Below are 23039 nucleotides of genomic sequence, written 5' to 3'. Positions count from 1 at the left end.
GTGTCGTATCCGATATCAGTACGCATTTTTATTAATAAACCCTTTGAACATCGTCAGGAACAGGATCTTAATATCAAATCCCAGTGTCCAGTTTTCAATATAATAAAGATCATGTTCAATCCGTTTTGTAATGGAAGTGTCTCCCCGAAGCCCATTAACCTGAGCCCAGCCTGTGATTCCGGGGCGTACCTGATGTTTAATCATGTACCTTGGGATTTCCTCTTTAAATTTTTCCACGAAAAGAGGCCGTTCTGGTCTTGGACCCACCAGACTCATATCTCCCCTTAATACATTAAGAAACTGCGGCATCTCATCAATACTGGTCTTTCTGATAAAACGCCCCACTGGGGTAACTCTGGAATCGTGTTTGGTTGTCCACTTCATTTTCTCTTCTGAAGGAGCCTGTACCACCATGGACCGGAATTTGTACATATGGAATGACCGGTTGTGAAGCCCGACTCTCTCCTGCTTATAGATAAGAGGACCGGGAGCAGTAAGCTTGATTAATATGGCAGTAAGAAGCATAATCGGCGAAAAGACCAAAAGAGCAAAGGCTGCTCCGAATATGTCTACCGCCCGTTTTAACAGGGCATTTACCGGGTCAGTCAGCGGCACACGCCGGATATTGACCACAGGAAGCCCCTGGAGGTCTTCAATGTAAGGCCTTGTGGGAATCATATTATTATAATCAGGTATAAATTTTGTGTGTACTCCTGATTTCTCACAGGAAGCCACAATCCGTTCTAAATCCGCATATTCGCTGATGCTTAGGGTGATGGCAATTTCGTCAAGGGAATTGAGGGCAAGTATCTCATCCAAGTCACTTACCTTTCCTATGACATGGATTCCTTTAAACTCATAACCCCATTCTTTCTTATTGTCAAGAATTCCTTTGATCTGATAGCCCCATTCAGGATTCATACGCACCCGTTCAATAAAGCCTTCTGCTGCACGGCTGTAGCCGATCAGAAGGATATGCTTCTGATTGTATCCCTTGGTCCGCATGGAATGAAGGGCTATACGGATTAAATTTCGTTCCGCTGTCTCCAATATTACATTAACAGCAAAGAAATAAAAAACCAGTCTGGTTGAAAACTCACTGAAATACGGGTTTTTCTTAACCAGGAACAGACTGAGGGTAAAAAGCAGAAGCCCCAGTACGTTGGCTTTTAAGATATTAGTAAACTCGTAACGCCTTTCCTGAACCCGCTTCGGTGCATACAGCTGGAAAATGCCGTAGAGGAGCAGATAGGTCGGCAAAATCAGGAGAAGCGCCGCAAAATAGTACTGAGGTGGCAGAACCTGCTTATAAGGGCTGAAGAACCAGTTACCCAGTAAAAGAAGCAGCCAGGCAATCACATAAGACAGAATTATAACCAGTCCATCCAGTACTACATGAAACCCATTAAATTTTTTTTGATTATCTTTAATCATAGCAGCAAAACCTTCCTACTTGCATGACTCCATACTCTTCCATGATAATTTCCCGTTTATTATACATGATATGTCAATATGATGCCATTAAAATATTCTTAAATTGACCTGTCAATTTTTAGTTTCCTTTTCATAAATTCCCAAACATAGAGAAATGTGCCCAATATCAGCTCTACCTCAATTCTTATATAATTACCAAGGCGGGACATTTGAAACCTGACTTTCTTTGTTTTTTTCAAAGTTTTCAGCCCTTCCTTCACTCCTTCGATATAATCAGAAGCGAAGCCAATCCGACGGAAAAACATATATTTTACTGCCATTCCCGCCAGAATGGGGAGAGAATTCAGGATTAACTGGAGGAAAGGCATATTTTTATAATTCAGATAAAGATTGTTTCTTGCAGCCAGTTTTACTTTAAAGGAATTGTATTTGGAACCACTGGTTCCGCTCCCCACATGATATACCACAGCTTTGGGGCAGTACCAGTTCTCATAACCGCAGATCTTCGCCCGGTATCCCACATCGATATCTTCCAAATATGCGAAATGGTCCTCATCAAAGCCTCCGATCTTATCAAAAACTTCTCTCCGGTAAATGGCAGCGCCGGCACAGGCAGAAAATACACGGCAGGCTTTTTTATACCCGCTGCTTTTTTGTCCCACCCCCCGTTGATAGGCCCAGCCCAATACGCTGTACATATCTCCGGCATCATCCATCAGATCTTTATGGTAAAGCTGAATCATCTTACTGCTGACGGAGAATATCTTAGGAGAACGCTGGATGGCTTTTACCATCTCTTTTACGTAATCCGGCTGAGGCTCTGTATCATTGTTTAGCAGTATGACATAGGGGGTCACGGATTCCCGTATTCCGATATTGACAGCACCGGAAAATCCCGTATTCTCTTCTAAAAATATGGACGGAATCTGATGGTCTTCCAGCCATTTTACACTGCCGTCAGTGGAGCCGTTATCCACCACAAGAAGCTCAAAGTTCTGATCACTTTGAGCTCTTAAGGCCTTAAAACAGGGTTCCATAAATTTTAATCCGTTATAATTGGGAATAATGATTGTTACTTTCTTTTGCATTTTAAACCTCTAACTGATAGGGTTCCCCTATTTTTTCTTTCTTCAAATCCCTCAGTGCAAAATTGGATTTGCGAAGAGTTAAATTGGGGTTATAGTAGGGATCACCGTCCCGTAAAATATCCGGCCATTTTTCTGAAAATTTCTTAATCTCCCTGTTGAAGCGTTCCACCTTTTCTGGTGTGTCCTCCAGTCCTCTGGACTTTGACTCATAATGATAGAACAGGGCATAAGGTACGTAAACAACCAGTTTATTTAAGGAACGAATCTTCATACAGTAATCAATGTCATTAAATGCAACTGCCAGATCTTCGGAAAATCCTCCCACCTGATCAAACAGGGATCGCTTGCTCATCATACAGGCTGCGGTAACTGCACTGTAATTTCTTGCGCACATGGCCTGGTTGAAATAGCTGCTCTCCGCTTTATGAAGACCGATAAAGGTGTGGCCTGCAATTCCGCCGAATCCCACAACGACTCCGGCATGCTGAATGGTATCATCGGAATACAGAAGCCTCACTCCCGTAATTCCTACATCCTCTCTCTGGCAGTATCCTAACATCTCTTCCATACTCTCGGGATTGATCAGCTCCGTATCGTTATTTAAAAACAAAAGGTACTCTCCCTTTGCAAAGGTAACACCAAAATTATTAATGGCAGAATAATTGAATTCTCTTTCCCAGGTTACAACATGAACAAATTCAAATTCCTTCTGAATCTTTTCATAGTAGGCAAATGTTGCCGGATCCGCGCTGTTATTTTCCACTACAATGAATTCCAGATTTTTATAAGTTGATTTTTCAATCAGGGAACGCATGCATAGATCCAGGTCTGCACTGTGGTCCTTGTTTGGAATAATCACAGATACCAGAGGATCTCCGGTAATTTCAAATGTTGTGTGGTAGATGCCGTAGTCTATCCCCTTTTCAACAGACTTCACAGGGATTCCCAACCGGTCATAATGGGCTTTCACAGCTCTGGCACCGGCTTCAAAAGCATAAAGCTTGCTTTCCGGATTACTGGCTGTTGAATCCTGATGGCACCGCCAGTGGTAAAGCGCTTTTGGAATATGACAGATTTTCCTTGCCTTCTCTGTACACCGTAAAATAAAATCATAATCCTGAGCTCCGTCAAATTCTTCCTTAAATAATCCTACTTCCAGAAGCAGTTCATGATTTACCACAAACAAATGGCAGATATAGTTGACACTGGTTAATAAATCCGGATTGAAGTCAGGTTTGAAATGAGGCTCAAACAATTCCCCTCCGTCGATATCAAGTTTATCTTCATCGGTATAAACCACATCAATCTCAGGATCCTGATTAATGGCCTTTACACATTCAAACAGTGCATCAGGCGCCAGAGTATCGTCATGATCTGCGAGGACAATGAAATCACCGGTAGCCATCTCAATGGCAGCATTGGTATTGCCGGAAATGCCCTTGTTTTCTCCCAGTATCACATAACGGAACCTTTCATCCTTCATGGCGTAGCGCTTTAATACCCGCTCCACACCCTCTCCCCTGGGACTTCCGTCAGCCACACAGACCTCCCAGTTTGTATAGGTCTGGGCAAGAAGGGAATCAAGCATTGCAGAAAGAAAACGTTCCGGTGTTTTGTAAGCAGGTATGACAACGGAAAGTTTTGGCATATAGTCAAATACGGTCTCTCTCTGCTGTGCCAGTTCTTCCTCCGTTGTTTTTGTAAGGGAGACCCATTCCGGATAATCGTAATCGCTGTCAATGCCCTGAAGTTTATGTCTGGATTTAATCACGAAAGCTTTGAGCCCGTTTTCCATAAGAAAATCCATGGCAGACTGCAGGGTCTGCTTATTCATCATGCTCTTTAATTTTGCTGACTTTTTGTGGGAAGAGCTGTTCTGCTTTTCAATAATATCTGCATTCAGCTTTACCGCCACTGACTTGTTTTCACATTGAATCACCAGAGTCCGGTCTTTTTTACTGTCCCTCACATAAGGAATCCGGATATCAAATCCAAGATCTTTCTCAACTGTCTTCTTAAAATAAATCTGGCTTACATCGTCTCTGCGTACCGGTACGTATTTGAATTCCACAGGGGTATCCTGCTCATCAAGCACCTGGAACTGTACCTCTTCTTCCGGAGTTTTTCCGATCACCCAGCCGTTTAATACGATGGAATTGTCCCGGATTCTCATAACATCTATCTTATATTTCATCTCTGTTTCCCATCCTCCATGGAGGCTGCCATAAGAAGCAGATCCTCATCTGTATCTTCCTGTGCATCGCAGGTAAAATTAATCCGCTCTTCTTCAATCACAAGTGGACGTTTCATTATGCGGGCATTGATGGAAAGAATATACTCCCCTACAAGACCGATAAAAAATATCTGAACGGATCCTAAAAAGCACATGCCAATCAGGAGAGGCGCCATTCCAGCAGGGAAACGGTCCCAGTAAATCAGCTTTAAAATTAGATAAACAAGAGCTACCATCATGCTGGCGAAGGAGCAGATACTTCCAAAAATCGTCGCCAGACGAAGTCCGACCTTTGTGTAGGAAGTAATGCTTAACATGGCTGCATCATAGAGCTTATAAAAGTTATTGCTGGTTTTTCCTGCCCGCCGTTTGGGCTGCTCGTAAGGAATTTCTTTTCTTCTGAAACCAAGTTCAGCCACGATTCCCCGAAGAAACGGAGTGGGATCATCAAGCTGTCTTAAAACATGAATAAATGTCTTATCATAAAGTCCGAATCCGGTAAAATGTTCGATCTGCTCCACATCGGACAGTTTTTTAATCATCTTATAGTAACAGCTTCTCAGCCAGTACATGATCTTACTTTCTTTGCTGGACTTTTTAATTCCGATTACGATTTTATAGCCGTCTTCCCATTCCTTTACGTATCTGGGGATCATCTCCACCGGATCCTGAAAATCTGCTGCCATCAAAATCGTACAGTCGCCGTCAGACTGAAGCATGGCATAGTATGGGGAGTTGAACTGACCAAAATTTTTCGCATTAAAGATTCCCTTTACCCCCTGGTCCTTTGAGCATAAATTACGTATGATCTCTCTGGTTCTGTCCGCGGAATCATTATCAATAAAAATCAGTTCATAACGGTATTTGTTTAATTCCCTTTTAAAAACGCCTGATATGGCCTGATACATGGCTTCTACGTTTTCTTCCTCATTATAACAGGGAACTACAATGCTTATTGTTTTCATCTGTTCACTTCCCATCTGTCTTAACCATCACCTTTACTAAATCTGCAGGTTTTTCTTTCATCATCTGGAGCGCAGTCTCCACTTCATCCAGTCCATGCAGGTGATGGGTCACCAGCTTCTGGGGATTAATTCTGCCGTACTGTATCATCTTTAAAAGGCGTTCAATCCGGATTCTTCCGCCTTTTGCCAGTTCCGTATGAATGGTTTTTCCGGCCATTCCCCTGCCCCCTGAAAATTTAGGGAAACCAAGGTTTCCGGTACCGCCAAAATAATTCACATTGGAAATAGTTCCGATTCCGTATCTGGCCATATCAACAGCCTGGGTAAATACCTCATCACCGCCTCCGCAGATGATAACGCCATCAGCGCCCAGACCGCCGGTCCGTTCCATCACCTGATCAACGATATTGCCGTTTTTATAGCTTAAAACCTCAGTTGCCCCATATTCCAGGGCAAGGCTGGTACAGACAGGTCTTGTTCCCACTGCAATGATCCGGGCTGCCCCCAAATGTCTGGCACCCTCAATAGCCATCAGACCGATGGGGCCAATTCCCATAACCACTACCGTATCGCCAAACTGAATATCTGCATATTCCGCTCCGGTAAAACCGGTAGTCACAACGTCCACACACATCAGAGCCTGTTCCAGAGTAACTCCCTCAGGAATCTTAGCCAGTGTGGTATCCGCATCTGGGATGAGAAACCGTTCCGCAAATACGCCGGGTATGGATCTGCCCAACTGATGACCGGAAAACGGAGCAGATGCATGCTTATAATTCCCTTCCTGAATGCCCATGGCTCTCCAGTCGGGTGTTATGGCAGGAACCGCAACAATTTCTCCAGGCTTAAAATCTTTTACCAGATCTCCTGTTTCTAAAACCTCTGCCACACATTCATGGCCTAAAATAAGATTCGGAGCTTTTCTTGAGCCTCCGCCGTATACGGTATGAACGTCTGAGGAGCAGGGTGTTACAGCTACAGGTCGAAGAATCGCCCCATAAGGCGTAAGCTGGGGCTCTGGCGCATCATGCCAGCCCACTACTCCTGGTTCAACTAAAACAAATGCTTTCATACTTTTTTCTTATATCCTTTCCAAATGATTGGATTTCAACGCTAAAATCTCCACATTCCGTCCAAATTTTTCCACAATGGATTTAGCGATCTCTTCTGTATAGCCTGGCGCCACGATTAAAATGGCATCTACCGGGTCCGTAAGGAAATGATCCGGTGCCACGATAGGCAAATGGGACGCAGGTGCAAACCGTCCCTGCTTAAAGGGTGCTGAATCAATGATATATCTGGCAAAATCCCCGATCACCGTTGTGGATGCCAGGGTAAATCCCTGATGGCTGGCTCCCCAGATCCCAAGATTCTTTCCTTCTGACTCTAACTCATCAACCAGACGTTTCAGTTCCTCATCGATGATCACCCGGCTTTTAAGCAGACCTGAGACATCCAGTTTTTCGGGATTTTTCCTTCCCCCATTCTCTTTTACAGTCTTTTTCTTTCTGACAATGACGGATAAGGTATCCCGGTTTACCATCTCCTCTTCAAGCACTTCGAAACCAGCCTGGTCTGCTGCAAAACGAAGGGTGTCAAAGGTATAGTAAGCGATATGATCCCGGATCAGTTCGTAGTAGCCATCGTATTCCAGAATATACTCAAGGCTGGGTACGGTAATCAGTCCCACGCCATCATCTGTTAAATTATCCGCGATGCAGCGAAGCATACCCACCGGATCCGGCTGATGTTCCAGATAGTTAAAGGACAAAAATCCATCATAAGGGCCACTGGTGCTTCCATCGGGAGACGTAAGGATCTCCCCCTTCCCCGCAAACTGCTTCCAGACGTTCAGTCCCTTTTCTTTTCCAAGTAAAACCAGGCTCTCCCTGTGCTCAATCCCGCATGAAGTAACGGGAAACTGGGAAAGAACCGAAAGAAATTCTCCCTGACCGCAGCCGGCCTCAATTAACTTCTTCCCTTCCAGATGGCAGAAATCAATAAAATGCCGGTACTGGCGTTTTCTTAGCTCCACCATAGTGGTGCTGAATCCGCCTGACCGGATAACGTCCTTATAATATGGCACAGGTTCACAATCAAACTGAACCAGACCGCAGCAGCTGCACTGATGCAGATTTAAACTGATTCCTTTGTCTTCTGCCAGATCTTCCATACCCGGGATATCCTGGGCAGATGCCGGCATGCGATCCAGTGTCATCAAAGGCTGCCCGTCAAGTTCCTGTCCGCATACAATACAAATCCTATCTCTCATACCACAAAATCTCCTCCGTGTCAATCCCTTTTTAATAGCCGCAGGTCTTCTTTACTCCCTCAGAAAAGCTTACAAGAGGGGAAAATCCCGTATTTTTCTCCAGCTTACTAATGTCCGGAATCAGATTTGCAAGCCCCTCTGCATTGGGACGTCTTCTTCCATAGCTGTAGCTGCCATGGAATCCCATGGTTTCATACATCTGCCGTATGTATTCCCGCAAGGGCTTTGTTTCCCGTTCCGGCGCTGCTACATTATAAATTCCGGAAACCGATTCTTTTTCCTGTTCCATTAAAAGTATCAGCGCCCGGACACAATCCTCCAGATATAAAAAATTCCACATTTGGGTGCATTCCCCAAGAGAAATGTATTCTCCTTTTCCGAATGCCCTTAAACAGCTTTCCACCAGAGACCAGGGATGATCTCCCGGTCCGTACACGCTGAAAATCCGCGCATGGATATACTCCATGGAAGATATCCCTTCCTGCTGCCACTGGTTCGTCTTTTTTGTTGCCTGTTTTAAAAAGTCCAGCTTTGCCTTTCCGTATTCAGAAACCGGGCTGCATTCGGTTTCCTCAGAAAGGGATCCTTTGTGAATTCCGTATTCCGCCTGAGAACCGCTAAAGAGAAAACGGCTGCAGCCTAAACGTCTGGCTCCCTCTAATGCTTTTAAAGCGTCCACCACATTCTTCTGCTGGACTTCCCGTTTCATCCGGTTTTCACTTCCGGATCCATCCCAGCCAAAATGGTAAAAGGCCTGACAAGGTTCATCAATTACCTGATCCAGTGTATCAAGCTCACCTAGTTCCCGTTCTATTATTACCAGACCGTCCTGATTTGACGGAAGATATCTTAAATTCCCCGAACCGGGGCGAACCACCGCATATACTCTGCTGCCCTGCTTTAAAAGGCGGTTCGCCACAGCTCTTCCCAGGAAGCTGGTCGCTCCTGTTACAACAACGTTCACCTTATTTCCTCCCTGTATAAAAATCTAGTCCCTGATCCGGGGAATAATCATATTCCGGTCCATCTCTTCCTCGGAAAGGAACGGAGACAAATCCTCTAAGGGAGGAGAAACCATGGTTCCATCAGGAAGCCGCTTTGCCGCAGATTTGGGTTCAAAATTCTGATCTCTGCTGACAAATACTTCGCAAATCACCGGTCCGTCTAAAGACAGGGTGTGAACAAGCGCCTGGTCAATCTCACTGTTGTGGCGGGCACTGACGTAGGGATATCCGTATGCAGCAGAAAGTTTCTCCATATCGGGGAAGCTTAAATCTCTGCTGTCATCTCCGATTCCCACAAGCGGTTCTCCAAAATAGTTCTTCTGGGTCTGGCGAATGGAATGATAACCCCCGTTATTGATTACAAATATCTTAATGGGGAGGCGATGATGTATAATGGTCTGCAGTTCCTGCAGATTCATCTGGATACTTCCGTCTCCTGTTACCAGAATAATGTCTTCTCCCTGATCGGCCTTGGAAATACCGATGGCTGCAGGCAGATCATATCCCATGGAGGCTACGGCAGAATTGGAAATAAAGCGCTGGCCGGGCTTTATCACATAAGCATGACCGCCTACCACACAGGCTGATCCATTGCCAACCACAGTGATCCTGTTCTCAGGAAGGCGGGAGCTCAGTTCCTTTATAAAAGCATAAATGTTTACTTCCTTGTGGTCATCCTGGCTGTAATGCCTTGGAAGTACCACCGGATAGGTCTCTTTCCACATACGGCATGTCTCATTCCAGGTAAGGGAATCAATCCCTGTTCCGCCTTGAAAGAGAGGATCTTCCCTGGTTGCCATAAATTCGTGATCCAGAAGATCTTCCATCACTTCCAGCAGATCTTTCACATCTGCATGAATCCGCATATCGGAATGTACCGATGGTTTCTTTAATTCCTCGGGATCAATATCGTTTACAATCACATAAGCTTCTCTGGCCCAGGTTGCAAAATTATATCCAACCTGACGAATGCTTAAACGGCTGGCCAGGGAAAGCACCAGATCACTGTTTTGAATGGCAAAATTACCGGGACGGTCTCCCATTCCACCACCTCTTCCGGTATAAAGAGGGTGGGCATCGTAGATGCAGTCCAGGCTGTTCCAGCCGGTTACAACAGGAACTCCCAGCTTTTCTGCGACACGCATAAATGCGTCATGGGCCTGTCCGATGCGAATACCATTCCCTGCATTAATCACGGGGCGGGAGGCTGATTTTATCTTTAAAAGGACCTCACGAACTGCATTCTTATCGGGCTTAGGGGGCAGTATCTGACGTTTTTCTCCAAGACCGCTCTCGTCCTCAGTTATCCTGGCATCACTGGCAGAAACCCAGCCGTCTCCACCATTCTCATAATTTTTTGCATCAAAGCCAATGAGATCGTCGGTTTCTACGTAAGCGCCCTGCACATTCAGAGGGATGTCTAACCAGGCAGGTCCCGGACGGCCGGAATAGGCAAGATAAACTGCCTTTTCCAGACAGTAGCGGATTCGCATGGGATCAATCACCATCTCGCTGTATTTGGTCATGCAGTCAACTGCCTTTGTAATGTCAAATTCCTGATCTCCCATGGCACGGATTCCCACGCCGGACCATCTGGCTGTGGTATCGTAGCGAACCTGTCCTGACAGAATCAGCATGGGAATGGAATCCAGCCAGCCGCCTAAAACTCCGGTTATGGCATTGGTACCCCCCGGGCCTGTGGTCACACAGACAGCGGCAATCTGCCCCCTGATTCTGGCATAGGATTCGGCAGCAATGGCGCATGCCTGCTCATGATGGTTATAGAGACAGGTAAGCCCTTCCTGATGTCCCAATGCATCGTTTAAATGCATGGCACCTCCTCCTGTTACCGTAAACACCTGGGAGATCCCAAGCTCCACCAGCCTCTGGGCTATATAATTGGATATTTTCATTCTCATGTTATTTTCTCCTTTATTAAGGAATGGTAATTATCTGTCTGTGATTATACCACACCGTACTTTATTTTCCTATTAAAGTTTTCTTACTTTCTAAAAGCTTCCATTTTTCCAAAAAACATGCTTTCTTTGGCAACTTTACCAGTTATGTAACCTTTGTTTCCCCGCTCAGCCTTATTTTACAGGCAACTGCCGATACGCTCTTGGTTACAGCGTTTTGATGCATTCCGGGTAACCCCTGCCTGTCAGCAACTTTTCTCCTGTTCTGTTAGCTCCTTCCATATCTGCCATCAAACCACACTTTCTTTGTTCCTTTCATTTACGTTATAATCGCAGAGTAATGCAACTATGGATTTTCGGCCACGATAAAACTTACTGCAAAAAAGGAGAGAACATATTTATGAAAAAGCAAATTAAATTGATGGCTGTATTATCCGCTGCCGGTATTTTAACTGCAGCTGCCCCACAACTGGGCATCTTAAACACAGCCTCTACTGTCTATGCCAAGGCAACTGGCTGGGTAGAAGAAAACGGTACATGGAAATTCTATGAGGAGGGTGATTACTACGCCACTGATTCCTGGAAGAAGTACGGAGAAGACTGGTATTACTTAAATGAGGATGGCGAAATCGCTGTCGGTCAGAAAGTTGATGAGTACTATGTAGACGAGAGCGGAAAGAGAGTATCCAATTACTGGGTTTCTGTTACCAATGACAGCTACTGGGACTCCCCTGATTCACCGGAAAATTACTGGCATTATTACGGAAAAGACGGAAAAGAAGTCGTTTCCAAATGGCAGAAGATCAACGACAACTGGTATTATTTTGACGAACAGGGTCAGATGCTTACTGGCAAGGTAGAAATCGCTGGATCTACTTATTACCTGGGTAACGAAAATGACGGCGCACAGAAAACAGGCTGGTTTGAGCTTGAGAGTACGAAAGAAGATTCCGACCATACAAATGCATGGTACTATTTTGACAAAGACGGCGTTATGGTTAAAGATCAGGTAGATAAAAAAATTAACGGTTCCTACTTCACCTTTGTAAATGGCGAAATGCAGACCGGCTGGTACAAACTTCCTGTAACAGCAACTCCTTCAGAAGCGGCCGAAAATACTGACAACAAGACTTCCGCAGCAGGCTATCAGTACTATGATGAGAGCGGTGCAAGAGTCGATGGCTGGAGAGAAATCGAAGGCATCGAGGGCATCAGCGCAGAAGGCGAACAGCACTGGTTCTTCTTTAAAAACGGTGCTCCTTACTTTGCGAAAAAGGGTATTGAATTATTCACTGTAAACTCCCAGAAATATGGATTTAATACAAAAGGTGAAATGCAGACCGGTCTTAAGGTTGTGAACCTGGAAGACGGAAATACTGCAAACTTCTATTTCGCAGACAACGGCGTGATCAACACTGGAAAACAGTCCATTACGAATGAAGATTCAGGCGATAACCAGATTTGGTACTTTGTAACTTCCGGAAGCAAGAAGGGTCAGGGCTTCCACGGTATTCTTGACGATACTCTTTACGAGTATGGTTTAAGAAAACAGGCAGATGCGGATTTAAGAGTTGAAGCATTCACTCTTAACGGTAAAAACTATCTGGTGAATACCAATGGTGTTCTTCAGAAAGCTTCCTCCACATCTAAGTCCACAGCAAAACCAGAGCTTGGCGCAGGCTACAGAGATTTCAAAGACACCAATGAAAAAGTTTATGTTGTTGATGTAAATGGTATTATTCAGTAAATAGAACACCTTTATAAATGAAACATCCGTTCAATTGCCAAAAAGCCCGCAGTGTAACAGCTGCGGGCTTTTATTTGTTTTTAACAATTATAAGAGTTGTAACTATACAAAATGCCTAAATAGTAATTTTTTTATCGATATTTCTGTTTTTGCGTTATATTTTTGTCGATTTAACGTTATACATATAGGAGTAGATTGTTTATCAATCTATAAAAAAAGGAGGAGACCAATGAGAGAACTGTCCGTGTACTATTGTTCCAAATGCGGGTATTATGGTTATTATCAGCTGGAGAGGAATGCGGTATGCCCAAAGTGCAAGGTGGACATGCTTGCGTTGTCCATCAGCTATCAGGCTTTCATGGATTTGTCCTGTGAAGAAAGGGACGAATTGCTTTCCTCTCAAATCATTGCTTCATCGTCTCCCTATGTAAAGCGCATTCTTGTGCCCCACAAAGTAAATAATAACCGGGAAATCATTGCCCGAATGGGAGACCGCATCACCGAACTGGAGATTGAAAATGAAAAACTGAATAAAACCATTGAATGGATGCACCAGACAATTTGGGAAATGGTACGTAAAAACAAAGGATTAAATATAAGTGATCAGGATGAATCCCATTAGGGGATTGATCCCTGACAGGGACATTCCGGGAGTGCCCCCCTGCACTCCTTATCCATCCCCCTGTCAGGCGATTTTGTCAGTACTTATGTAACGTCCGATCAATCTGTTCAGTGTCTGATTCAACCTTTCAATCACTTTATGGAGTCTCGAATTTTCTTCCATCAGCTTCTCATTCTCCATCTCTACAATCCGCAGTTTCTCAGCATCTGTCATAAAGATACCCCCTCCTTCTTCTGCTTTTCTTGTAATCAATATAAGTCCTTTCTAAGTGTTTGAAAAGTGAATTTTATCGCATAATTCGACATTTTTTACTTTATTTTAGCCAATTTAACCATTTAATCTATGATAATTTTAAAACAAGCACTACATATGCCATATCGATATTAATCTGGTACTAGATATGCGATTGCCTTCAATCTTATATTGTCGACATAATTGATATTAATTATAAAGGTTTTGATGATAATTATTTTAATTTATCACACGCTCTTTTGATCTCGTCAGATTTTTCACATATATAATGCTATATATCTATTTATTGACCGCCAACTTCAATAAGCCGGCACTGAGTCCGGCTGAAAATAAAGATTTAATTTTCTGTACTATCTTACTCACGAGTTTTTAAGCCTCGTCATGAGAAGAGGGAGCTTAAGCTCGTCTAGCACTTCATTAATATGAAACAGCACTGAAACAGTTCCATCCGCCTTTCTGTCACCGGAAAGGAACCAGCAGACAACTGCATCATTGGGAAGAGATGCAGACAACGCATATCCCGCTTTTTTAAGCAGATGCTGTATTTCGTCAATTCCAAGACCAAGTGAAATGGCAATCGCCAGCAGTGTCTCCTTGGACGGCTGTTTATAGCTCTTAATGTATTGCAGCATCCGTTCACTGACATTGGCCGCGTCACAGATGGACTTGCACCTTCCTCTCCTGCCATTTAATAATTGTCTGAAATACCCGCAAAAATCATGATCACCGTTTAGAGAAAGACCTGCTTTATTAGCCAGTAGCTCGGTTTCCTCTGCTGTTAAATGAAATAACTCTGCACAAGAGGCGATCAACTGTATCTTGGACTGCCTTGTCTGGGTGCTGCATGGGTGATTTTTCCACCAGGAAACAGCCTGTTTATTAACTCCCAGTTTCTGATAGACCTCCTCGAGAAGCCTCAAATCATTTGTCCTCTTATAGTCTTTAGCCAGATTATTTAATGCAGTGTAAAAGCTTTCTTCCAGTATTACTCCATGATCATCCAGCCATTGTCTGGTTTTTTCATAATCCATTTCATTCCCCCGCCTTCCTTAAACGGCTCTTTTATGTGTTTTTTTGCACAAAAAGAAGCCAGCTGATTTGTGAATATCAACTGGCTACATTATATCTGCATTTTTTTCATTGGAGGGGGGATATCCTTATGATGCAAAAAACCGCCACAACTGGTAAATCAGTGGGGTTAAACGGCTTATAACATGTTATCAGAAACTACCGTAACTCTGATAACCGTCGTAATCAACCGTGCCGATGCAGGTTAGATTTAAGGTGTTTTTTAATAAGTCTCCCGGAGAGATGAAATATTCATACATATCTTTTAACTTTTGCAAATATGGTACTGCATCATTGTTACCACCGTCTGTTCCACCGGAAAAAGTCTTTACAAATTGTATGCAAAAACGGGTTACTTCTATAATAAGGTCATCCGACAGTTCATAAGAAGCAGACAGTTCTGTCTCATACTGTTTTTTACTGAGTGCTTCATATAGCTGGTCAATTGCTTCATCCACATTTTCATCGGATACGGGACTGTTTTCCACATCTGCCTGAAATATACGGTTGTTGTAGCTGGCAGGATCCTTTTGTATGATTTCAATAATCCGGTCAAGGAGAGGAAAGCCTGGATTACCCTTTAATTGAATCTCATACTCATCTCCCGCTTCCTTATAACAATGATAAGCAAACTGGGAGCACATCATCGCTTCTCTGCCCTTGTATATTAAGGCATCTTCCAGTTCCATTAAGATACCCATGGAAAGCTTCACAATCCTTGTTACAAGGCCTTGAAGCCCTGTATCACCCAACATGTTGTTAGTGATGCAATAAAGCCCGATAAACGGAAGCTGGGCATGTGCATAGGGCAGCTTCTCACTGACATAGCGGGCTGCAATGTCCATGACTGGCTGGCAATTGTTATTCCCTGGATTTAACCGCATCACATAGGCGGTTCTTGCTGTTCTGGTAAGGATGGTATCCTCCAGCGCATTGGGGGGCGTTTCTTCAATCACGGTTCCTACAGGCTTGTCCGGCCCGCAGCTTAAAGCGGTATGGCTCACTTCTGATCTGGTAACCCAGGCAATTATTTTAGATATCTTTTCGTTATTCGGCTCCAGTAAAAGGATATCTCCTGCCTTTAGATCACTTACTCTGACTTTTTCACCCATCGTATTTTCCTCCTGAATTAATTAAAATATTGTTTCAGTTCTTTTACCTTATTCCGACTAACCAGTATCACATCGGAAATGTCTTTAAAATACATATCATAGGTATAGTTAATCCGCGGCCGGAACCGGTCTGCTCTGGATAAATTAGCCAGATAGCATTTATGAGTGCGGAAAAATGAATTCTTCTTCAGCTTTTCCTCATAAAAATTCAGAGTTTTATTTCCACGGAATACGTGATCCCTGGTATGTATCATACAAACCCCCTGTAACGCTTCTATATAAAATATATCAGCCGCCGGTATCAGAACAATGTCTTCCTCGTTAAACCCGCAGATCATATCTAAATTATAATCATACTGCCCGCTGATCTCCTGATACACGTTTTGTCCGGTAGTGGTAGTCTCTAATTTATTCAGGCATTTAAAAAGTCGTTCTTTGGTATAGGGTTTTAGCAGATAGTCCACTGCATTCAGTTCAAATGCCTTTGCTGCATAACCATTATATGCCGTTACAAAACAGATTTTAGTCTTTGGGTGAAGACTGCTGATTTGTTCTGCAATGTACATGCCATTAATTCCAGGCATGTCTATGTCCAAAAACAGCAGGTCACAAGGGTTCTTTAATAAATATGCCAGTCCCTCTCTGGAATCAGAAAATGCCCCAGCAAGAGTAAATTCCTCTTTTTTCTTCAGCAATTCCGTAAGATATTCAATTGAATTTTTTTCATCATCAATAATTACAACCTGCATATCTGTACATTACCCCCTCTTTGGAATCTCAAAGCTGATTTTCGTTCCCTTTAAGCCCAGACTTTCAATAAACAGTCTGCTTTGAAAACATATGTTAAGCCGGTAATTGATATTGCTGATCCCAACACCGTTTTTTGAAGTGCTGCTTTTTGGAATGTTACTTTTATCAATAGTCTCAAGGGTTTCCGGGCTGATCCCCCTGCCGTCATCCTCTACACTGATTACCAACCTGTCTCCAGCCGCCATGACCCGTATCAGAATATTCAGTTCACCAGACTTATATCCATGCTTGATGGAGTTCTCTACCAGAGGTTGAATCGTCAATGGAAGGATGTCATTTGAAAGGAGTTCATCCGGCGCATCAATCTCAAGCTTTAAGGCACCGTTCATTCTCACATTTTCCAGTTCCACATATGCATTAACCAGATCCAGTTCTTCCTTTAACTGATATAGAGTATAGGTTCTGTAATCAAACCTGTATTTCACCCTTAGAAAGTCTGACAGGCACATGAGCATATTTTTTGCCATGTTCACATTGGTGTCCATAAGGCAGTATATGTTGTGGAGAATATTAAATAGGAAGTGAGGGGAAATTTGCGCCTGCAAAGAAGCGATCTCCATTTCATGGGCAAGTTCCGACTGGCGGAAGGTATCTTCCACATTGACTGCCAGAACATATCCCTGACTAAGGAGGAAAAAAAGCACTCCAAAATAGTAGAAATTGAAATCGTTTAAAAATTTTACATCAATATTATGCTGGATATCCACAATCTGCAGGACACATGAAACAATATATACACAATAACCCAGAAAAACCGGTCCGGCATTGGCCTTTTTTAATTTAAAAGCCTTGGCAATTTTTAAAAAATAGCAAAGCGCATTTACAAATAAAATTGGTATAAATACTATATCGTCATACAAAACCGGCATAGCCGGCAGACAAATAAGAATGGCAGTATAGATTAAATCTAACATTTTTAAAAAGCGGAAAGGGTGAGTTTTCCCCAGCTCCGGGTACATACTCCATAGAAAAAACTGTATAGAGGTGATCTGAACCATAAAGGACACATACTCTGCCTTTAGAACTGTATCAATGGTGAGAAAAGGAAAAATACTGACCAGACTCTCGCCGTCTATAATAGAAGCAACAACCAGCACAGAAATACAAAAAATCCAGAGGCAGATGGACTGGGCTTTTTTATTCAGGCACCAGTTAAAAACATACAAATAGCATGCCATTCCAGCCAGAATACCTATAAATCCAATATTTTTCATCAGATTAAAAAGATGAAACCGAAATAAAGGAACCTGTTTCCCAATATAGACAGGAAGGACGATCCCTCCATTGTTACAATGAAAATTAGATACCTTAATTTTAATTACGAGATCGTTTTGATCCGCATGAAAGTAAACAAACTGAGGGTTCCAGCTTGGAATTTCAGTGGCTTTATCTGCGCCAATTGTTCCATTCTCCACAATTTTTTTATCATTTATGTAAAGCTGGTATGCACTGGAGACATAATTAAGCTTCATGCAGTAATCACCGGGAGAGGGTACTTTCACACGCAGTTCATATACTCCAATGCCATGTTTCCCCAGTTTCTTTCCGTTTATCACCTTACCCCGCCAGGATCCCGGAACTTCTAAACTGTCTGCTGTCTGGGAGCCGGTACCATCTAATGTACCTTCATAGAACTTCCATACTCCATTTAACTGAACAGCCTTTTCCTCCAGATTCTCTTTTGACAGATTTAAAAAACCATCTGCTATCGGATACGAAATATATTGATTCCGGATGCTTACCAAACCTGATATCAGACAGACTGACAGAATTAAAAATAAAAGGGCTTTTCTGTTCTTCTTGTATTTTTCTTTCATTATTTGTTTAATTCTTCCCCCGGATCTGTTGCCGATCATGCATTAAATTTCGTGTATTTTTGTTTATTTTACTATTTATGGAAAAATATAGCAATAAAAATATTTTTTCATAATGCAGCAAAAAGAAAGGGCGCAAACAGATCGTTTTTATACTGTATGCGCTCTTTCTTTTTTGTATCTGGGGGATACATATTCTATTACTGAATAAATGGTGAAATAGGCTTTTTAAATGTTGTCGTATTATGAAATACGTTCTCCATCCGGCCCTACACGATGTCCGTCGGGTGTTACGGTATCTTTGAGCATGGAACCTTTGGTGACATCTGCTGCCTCACTGAAATAGTACCATTTCCCATCAATCATGTTCCAGCCTGTATACATATATCCCTTTTTCCCGTCACTGACCGGATTTAAATAATACACACTTCCTCTGTATTCAAACCAGCCAGTTACCATATATCCGTTTTCATCAAAGAAATACCAGTTATTTGTTCCTTTCCAGTCCGTATACACCCACCGGTTTACCGGTCGGCTTCCATCTTTTCCGATTATCTTCCAGCCATTTTCATCTGATTGCCAGCTGCCCGGGTAATAATGATCATCGTCTCCGCCCGTTCGTTTTCCGGGTTCTGTAATCTCTCTGTCATCATCATCACTATCGTCTCTGGGAAGCGCTTTTACTGTGACTGTGAAATCATCTGTGAACTCTTTCTCATTTCCATACCGGTCAGCTGCATAATATATAACCTTAACCGTCCGGGTTCCTGTTCTGGTAAGATTGTATTCCAGATCATACTGTCCCTCTGATAAAGCTGTTTTTCTGACTGCATTGGAAGGACTGGCTTTCTGATATTCGGTTACTTCGAGACCCTGTGTATCCAGGTCTTCTCCCAGTGTATAGCTGACTTTATCCGGCCTTTTTGTTATTTTGATTCGAAGAGTGTAGTATTCCTGCTCTTCCTGTTCTTCCAAAACCGTTATGTGAATGATTACATCAAGTGGGATTCCACTGGGATTAATCACGTTGTCTGGAAGTACTACGGTTCCTTCCACGGTAAAGCTCTGTTCTTCACTTAGTAACGGATCATAGGCGCTTGATTCTAAATCCCAGACCACATCTGCCTGGACGTTTCCGTAATTGGTTCCTAACGTAACTTTTGCCGGTATTCCCAGGGCAGTAACTGTTTTGGCAGTTCCGTTGGTAATTCCTTTTATCGCAGACAGAGGATAAATTTTTTCCAGGATTTTATCTGTTGCTGATTCGGCATCCACTGTTACTTCAACGGCCACAGTAAGAGGGATATCATTGGGATTCACCACTTTGTCTGGAAGAGTCACGGTTCCTTCCACGGTAAAGGTCTGTTCTGTCTTCTGCTCAGGATCATAGGAGCTTGCTGCTACGTCCCAGGTTACAACAGCTGATACAGTTCCTTTATCTGTCTCAAGGTTCACATTCTCAGGCAGCCCTAGTGCAGAAGCAGTTTTTGATGCGCCATTGGAAACCCCTGTTACAGCGGGTAATGCTGAGATACTCTCCAGAACTTTATTAACCGGCACCTCAGCATTTACAGTAACATGGATCGTTGCCTGAAGGGATATTCCATCTGGATTATATACATCGTCAGGAAGAAACACAGTTCCTTCCACATCAAACGCCTGCTCTTCCTTCTGATCTGTATTATAGGAGCTTCCTTCCACGTCCCAGGTAACTTCTGCGGATACCTCACCCATTTCAGTCTCAAGAAATACATTCTCAGGCAACCCTAGTGCAGAAGCAGTTTTTGATACGCCATTTGCTATTCCAGTAACCGGCGCAGGAGATGTAATAGATCTCAACGCATTTTTGGTTGCTGATAAAGTTACGGTATAGGTATCTTCTGAATCGGCAGTTCCGTCATTGGCTTTGAATACCAGTGTATATGTTCCGGCTTCTGTCGGTGTGTAGGAATAGTTCCTGGCAGCAGACTTCTCTACTTCCTCGTCTACTTTTACTTTATAGGTCAAATCGTCCTTATTTTCATCAACAAATATTGTATCCAAATCCAGTGTATAAGCATGATTGACTATTATTGTTGCGGACTCTGCCCCATCTACCCCACTTATCCTCTCTGGAATTGTATTAACGGCATTGAGCGTTACCGTATAGGTATCTGTGGAATCGGCTGATCCATCATTGGCTCTGAATACCAGTGTATTGGCACCTATAGCGGTAGGCTTATAGGAATAACTTGCATCTGCTGTTTCTTCCACCCCGCCATTTACTATTACTTTATAGGTCAGAGCATCATGATCAACATCTTCAAAGATTTCATTTAGATGAATGGAGTAGGTTTTATGGACTGCCACGCTGTCCACTACGGACTCACTTACTCCGCTTTTTCTTTCTGGAGGTGTGTTTGCTGCTTTTGCATTCAGAGTTACCTTGTAGGTATCTGTAGAATCGGCAGTTCCGTCATTGGCGGTAAATTCCAGTGTATACGTTCTAACCTGATCCGGTACAAAAGTATAATCTTTGTCAGCTGCCGTTTGAGTACCCCCGTCAACTTTTACTTTATAGTTTAACGTGTCCTGATTCTCATCTTCAAATATTGTACTTAGATTTAATGCATAGGTGGTATTGACTGTTATATTTTCGGTTGTAGCGGCTCCTATATCAATTTTTCGATTTGGAATCGTATTTACTGCCGTGAGTATTACTGTATAGGTCTCTGTGGAATCGACTGATCCATCATTCGCTCTGAATTCCAGCATATTGGTTCCCGCGGAGGTTGGTTTAAATGAATAGTGCGCATCTGCTGTCTCTTCCGCACCTCCGTTTACCTTTACCTTATAGGTTAAATAATCACCTTCATTATCCTGAAATATTGTATTTAGATTGATTATATATGGTTTATTAACTGCTATACTTTCTGGTACCACTTCATTTATATCATCCTGCCTTACTGGCGGCGTGTTGGCCGCCTTCACATTCAAATTTAGAGTATAGGTATCTTCCGAATCCGCAATTCCGTCATTTGCTATAAATTCCAGGGTTAACGGTCCAACAACTGATGGAGTATAGGGTAGCACATCATTTGCCGCAGTTTCTGCTCCCCCATTCACTTTTACCTTATAATTTAAATTATCATGATCGGCATCCTCAAAAATATCATTTAAATTAATGTTAATAGGATCACCTTTTGTAACGTTTTCCGATTTAGATGCTGGCACTCCGCTTTTCCTTACTGGTGCTGTATTAACTGCATTAAGTGTTACAGTATAGGTGTCTGAAGAGTCCACCGTTCCGTCATTAGCAATAAATACAAGGGTATATGTGCCTGCTGGGGAAGGGGTATAGGAGTAATTGTTTCCTGCTGATACAAACGACGTGTCGTTAATCTTTACTTTATAGGTCATAAAGTCCGTATCCGGGTCCTCAAATATTGTACTTAAGTCCACAGAAAATGCGGTTTTAACTGGCAAACTGGCTGATACGCTGGCTCCTACATTACTTTTTCTGACAGGAGGATAGTTTACACCTTGCACATTAACGGTTGTGTAAACCGGTTCTGAATGGTAAAGATTATCTACTGCAGCTACCTTAATCGTTCTTGGTTTTGTATCTGGTTTTACTATATTTGTGTTTTTGTATGTGATCGCTTTTATTAATGCCTCAACATTGGTATCATTTGCATTTAAATTTAGTAAAACGGTTAATCCTGATCCTGAAGTGCCTCCTGAATACGAGCCAATAGATGTTCCGCTGTAGAGGACGTTGCTACCGGAAAGTGTGATCCCACCTGTCTGAGCAATTTCAAGCACATCTTCTGAAGTAACTTTATTACTGGTAATGGAAGCAGTAACTGAACCGCCAGTATAGGAACTGCCGCGCGCGGAGTCTACTTTTACTGTGGCATTACTGTCTTTATCCAGAGGTACTGCAGATCCTCCTTCTGTAAATGACACTGTATCTCCATCTAAATTTGAGATAATGGGAGGTGCGGCTGCGCCCGTAAGCATAACACTCAGACCGTCAAAATCCACATAGTCACCTGCATCGTCCGGGTAAGTGACTTCAGCTTCCAGCACAACACGTATCATTTTAACATTTGATTTTACATACAGAGATGGCACCGCAACTGTTTCCCAGGCGGGAATACTTGTGCTTATCCCAGCTGCGCTCTTACTCACCTCATAACTGCTCCCAACAGGCTCGCCACTTCCTGTTTCATTATCGTACAATTCAATTCGCAGCGCTCCTTTATCTGTATTCATATAGGGAAAAACCTGAGCAGAAGCATTTAAATAATAATATCCCGGAGTGTTTAAAGTATAATCCTTATAAATCTTTCCCACACCCGGAGTCTTTGTATGATATGCAGTACAGTATTCAATAATATCGCTGTTATTATCATTGTCGTTCACATCCTTAGGTGAAGTTTCTCCAGCCAGATTTAGTTGATTATACTGATACCAGTCTTTCTCTGGGAACACCGTGGAAAAATCAAAATTATTGTTGTAATCAATGTTTCCAACCCAGCCTGAAATTGAGGTTGCATCCTGATCTTCTGAACTTAATAATTCTCCTGTTTCACCATAAACACACACTGGGACTGTAGTAACAAGCAGTACCACAGTGAGCATCCCGCTTAAGCAGCGTAACTTTTTATTTAAAAACATTCAATCCCTCTCTCCCATACAATTCTCAAAGGCATAGAGG

The 23039-nt window shown here is 42.9% G+C and carries 16 protein-coding genes; 2 read left to right on the top strand and 14 right to left on the bottom strand.

What is annotated here, in order from left to right:
• Window positions 1–15 precede the first annotated feature (15 nt).
• The 8 genes from BXY41_RS03130 to BXY41_RS03095 all read right to left on the bottom strand — a co-directional run bounded on the left by BXY41_RS03130 (window position 16) and on the right by BXY41_RS03095 (window position 10915).
• Window positions 16–1434: an undecaprenyl-phosphate glucose phosphotransferase gene (locus tag BXY41_RS03130; RefSeq protein ID WP_104434496.1), complete on the bottom strand. Its 1419-nt coding sequence runs from the start codon at window positions 1432–1434 to the stop codon at window positions 16–18.
• A gap of 98 nt (window positions 1435–1532) precedes the next feature.
• Window positions 1533–2522 (bottom strand): glycosyltransferase family 2 protein, encoded by a 990-nt coding sequence (locus tag BXY41_RS03125; RefSeq protein ID WP_104434494.1) that lies wholly within the window; start codon window positions 2520–2522, stop codon window positions 1533–1535.
• A 1-nt stretch (window position 2523) separates the two neighbouring features.
• Window positions 2524–4716 carry a glycosyltransferase family 2 protein gene (locus tag BXY41_RS03120; RefSeq protein ID WP_104434492.1) on the bottom strand — a complete coding sequence of 731 codons (2193 nt, stop codon included), beginning with the start codon at window positions 4714–4716 and terminating at the stop codon, window positions 2524–2526.
• On the bottom strand, window positions 4713–5720 hold the full coding sequence (locus tag BXY41_RS03115) for a glycosyltransferase family 2 protein (RefSeq protein ID WP_104434650.1): 1008 nt from the start codon (window positions 5718–5720) through the stop codon (window positions 4713–4715). Before BXY41_RS03115 ends, BXY41_RS03120 begins: the two co-directional genes overlap by 4 nt.
• A 4-nt stretch (window positions 5721–5724) precedes the next feature.
• Window positions 5725–6792, bottom strand: a complete 1068-nt coding sequence (locus BXY41_RS03110; protein WP_104434490.1) for a zinc-binding dehydrogenase — start codon at window positions 6790–6792, stop codon at window positions 5725–5727.
• A 9-nt stretch (window positions 6793–6801) separates the two neighbouring features.
• Complete coding sequence (locus BXY41_RS03105) at window positions 6802–7992, bottom strand: class I SAM-dependent methyltransferase (RefSeq protein ID WP_104434488.1); 1191 nt, start codon at window positions 7990–7992, stop codon at window positions 6802–6804.
• 31 nt (window positions 7993–8023) lie between these two features.
• On the bottom strand, window positions 8024–8956 hold the full coding sequence (locus BXY41_RS03100) for an NAD-dependent epimerase/dehydratase family protein (protein ID WP_104434486.1): 933 nt from the start codon (window positions 8954–8956) through the stop codon (window positions 8024–8026).
• A 24-nt stretch (window positions 8957–8980) separates the two neighbouring features.
• A complete protein-coding gene (locus tag BXY41_RS03095) occupies window positions 8981–10915 on the bottom strand; it encodes a thiamine pyrophosphate-binding protein (RefSeq protein ID WP_104434484.1) in 1935 nt (644 codons plus the stop codon).
• A gap of 397 nt (window positions 10916–11312) precedes the next feature.
• Here BXY41_RS03095 and BXY41_RS03090 point away from each other — a divergent pair, with 397 nt between their 5' ends.
• Window positions 11313–12659, top strand: a complete 1347-nt coding sequence (locus BXY41_RS03090) for a cell wall-binding protein (RefSeq protein ID WP_104434482.1) — start codon at window positions 11313–11315, stop codon at window positions 12657–12659.
• A 229-nt stretch (window positions 12660–12888) separates the two neighbouring features.
• Window positions 12889–13281, top strand: coding sequence for a hypothetical protein (locus BXY41_RS03085; protein ID WP_104434480.1), 393 nt, complete (start codon window positions 12889–12891; stop codon window positions 13279–13281).
• Window positions 13282–13344: 63 nt separating this feature from the next.
• On the opposite strand, the gene BXY41_RS26605 is transcribed toward BXY41_RS03085, so the two are convergent.
• From BXY41_RS26605 to BXY41_RS03060, 6 genes are all read right to left on the bottom strand, one after another.
• Window positions 13345–13494, bottom strand: a complete 150-nt coding sequence (locus tag BXY41_RS26605; protein ID WP_170072174.1) for a hypothetical protein — start codon at window positions 13492–13494, stop codon at window positions 13345–13347.
• 398 nt (window positions 13495–13892) lie between these two features.
• The gene (locus BXY41_RS03080) at window positions 13893–14564 is read right to left on the bottom strand and encodes a hypothetical protein (RefSeq protein WP_104434478.1); all 672 of its coding nucleotides are present in this window, start codon (window positions 14562–14564) and stop codon (window positions 13893–13895) included.
• Window positions 14565–14753: 189 nt separating this feature from the next.
• Complete coding sequence (locus BXY41_RS03075; RefSeq protein WP_104434476.1) at window positions 14754–15713, bottom strand: hypothetical protein; 960 nt, start codon at window positions 15711–15713, stop codon at window positions 14754–14756.
• 17 nt (window positions 15714–15730) lie between these two features.
• Entirely contained in the window at window positions 15731–16462 is a 732-nt protein-coding gene (locus BXY41_RS03070; protein WP_104434474.1) for a LytR/AlgR family response regulator transcription factor, read from the bottom strand.
• A gap of 9 nt (window positions 16463–16471) precedes the next feature.
• On the bottom strand, window positions 16472–18340 hold the full coding sequence (locus tag BXY41_RS03065) for a sensor histidine kinase (protein WP_170072172.1): 1869 nt from the start codon (window positions 18338–18340) through the stop codon (window positions 16472–16474).
• 240 nt (window positions 18341–18580) lie between these two features.
• Window positions 18581–22999, bottom strand: a complete 4419-nt coding sequence (locus tag BXY41_RS03060) for a hypothetical protein (protein ID WP_104434470.1) — start codon at window positions 22997–22999, stop codon at window positions 18581–18583.
• Window positions 23000–23039: the final 40 nt, after the last annotated feature.

The organism is Lacrimispora xylanisolvens, from assembly GCF_002934545.1.
GTDB classification, from domain to species: domain Bacteria; phylum Bacillota; class Clostridia; order Lachnospirales; family Lachnospiraceae; genus Lacrimispora; species Lacrimispora xylanisolvens.
Note: the sequence above shows the minus strand (reverse complement) of the source record. Positions and strands in the feature narration are given on the sequence as shown.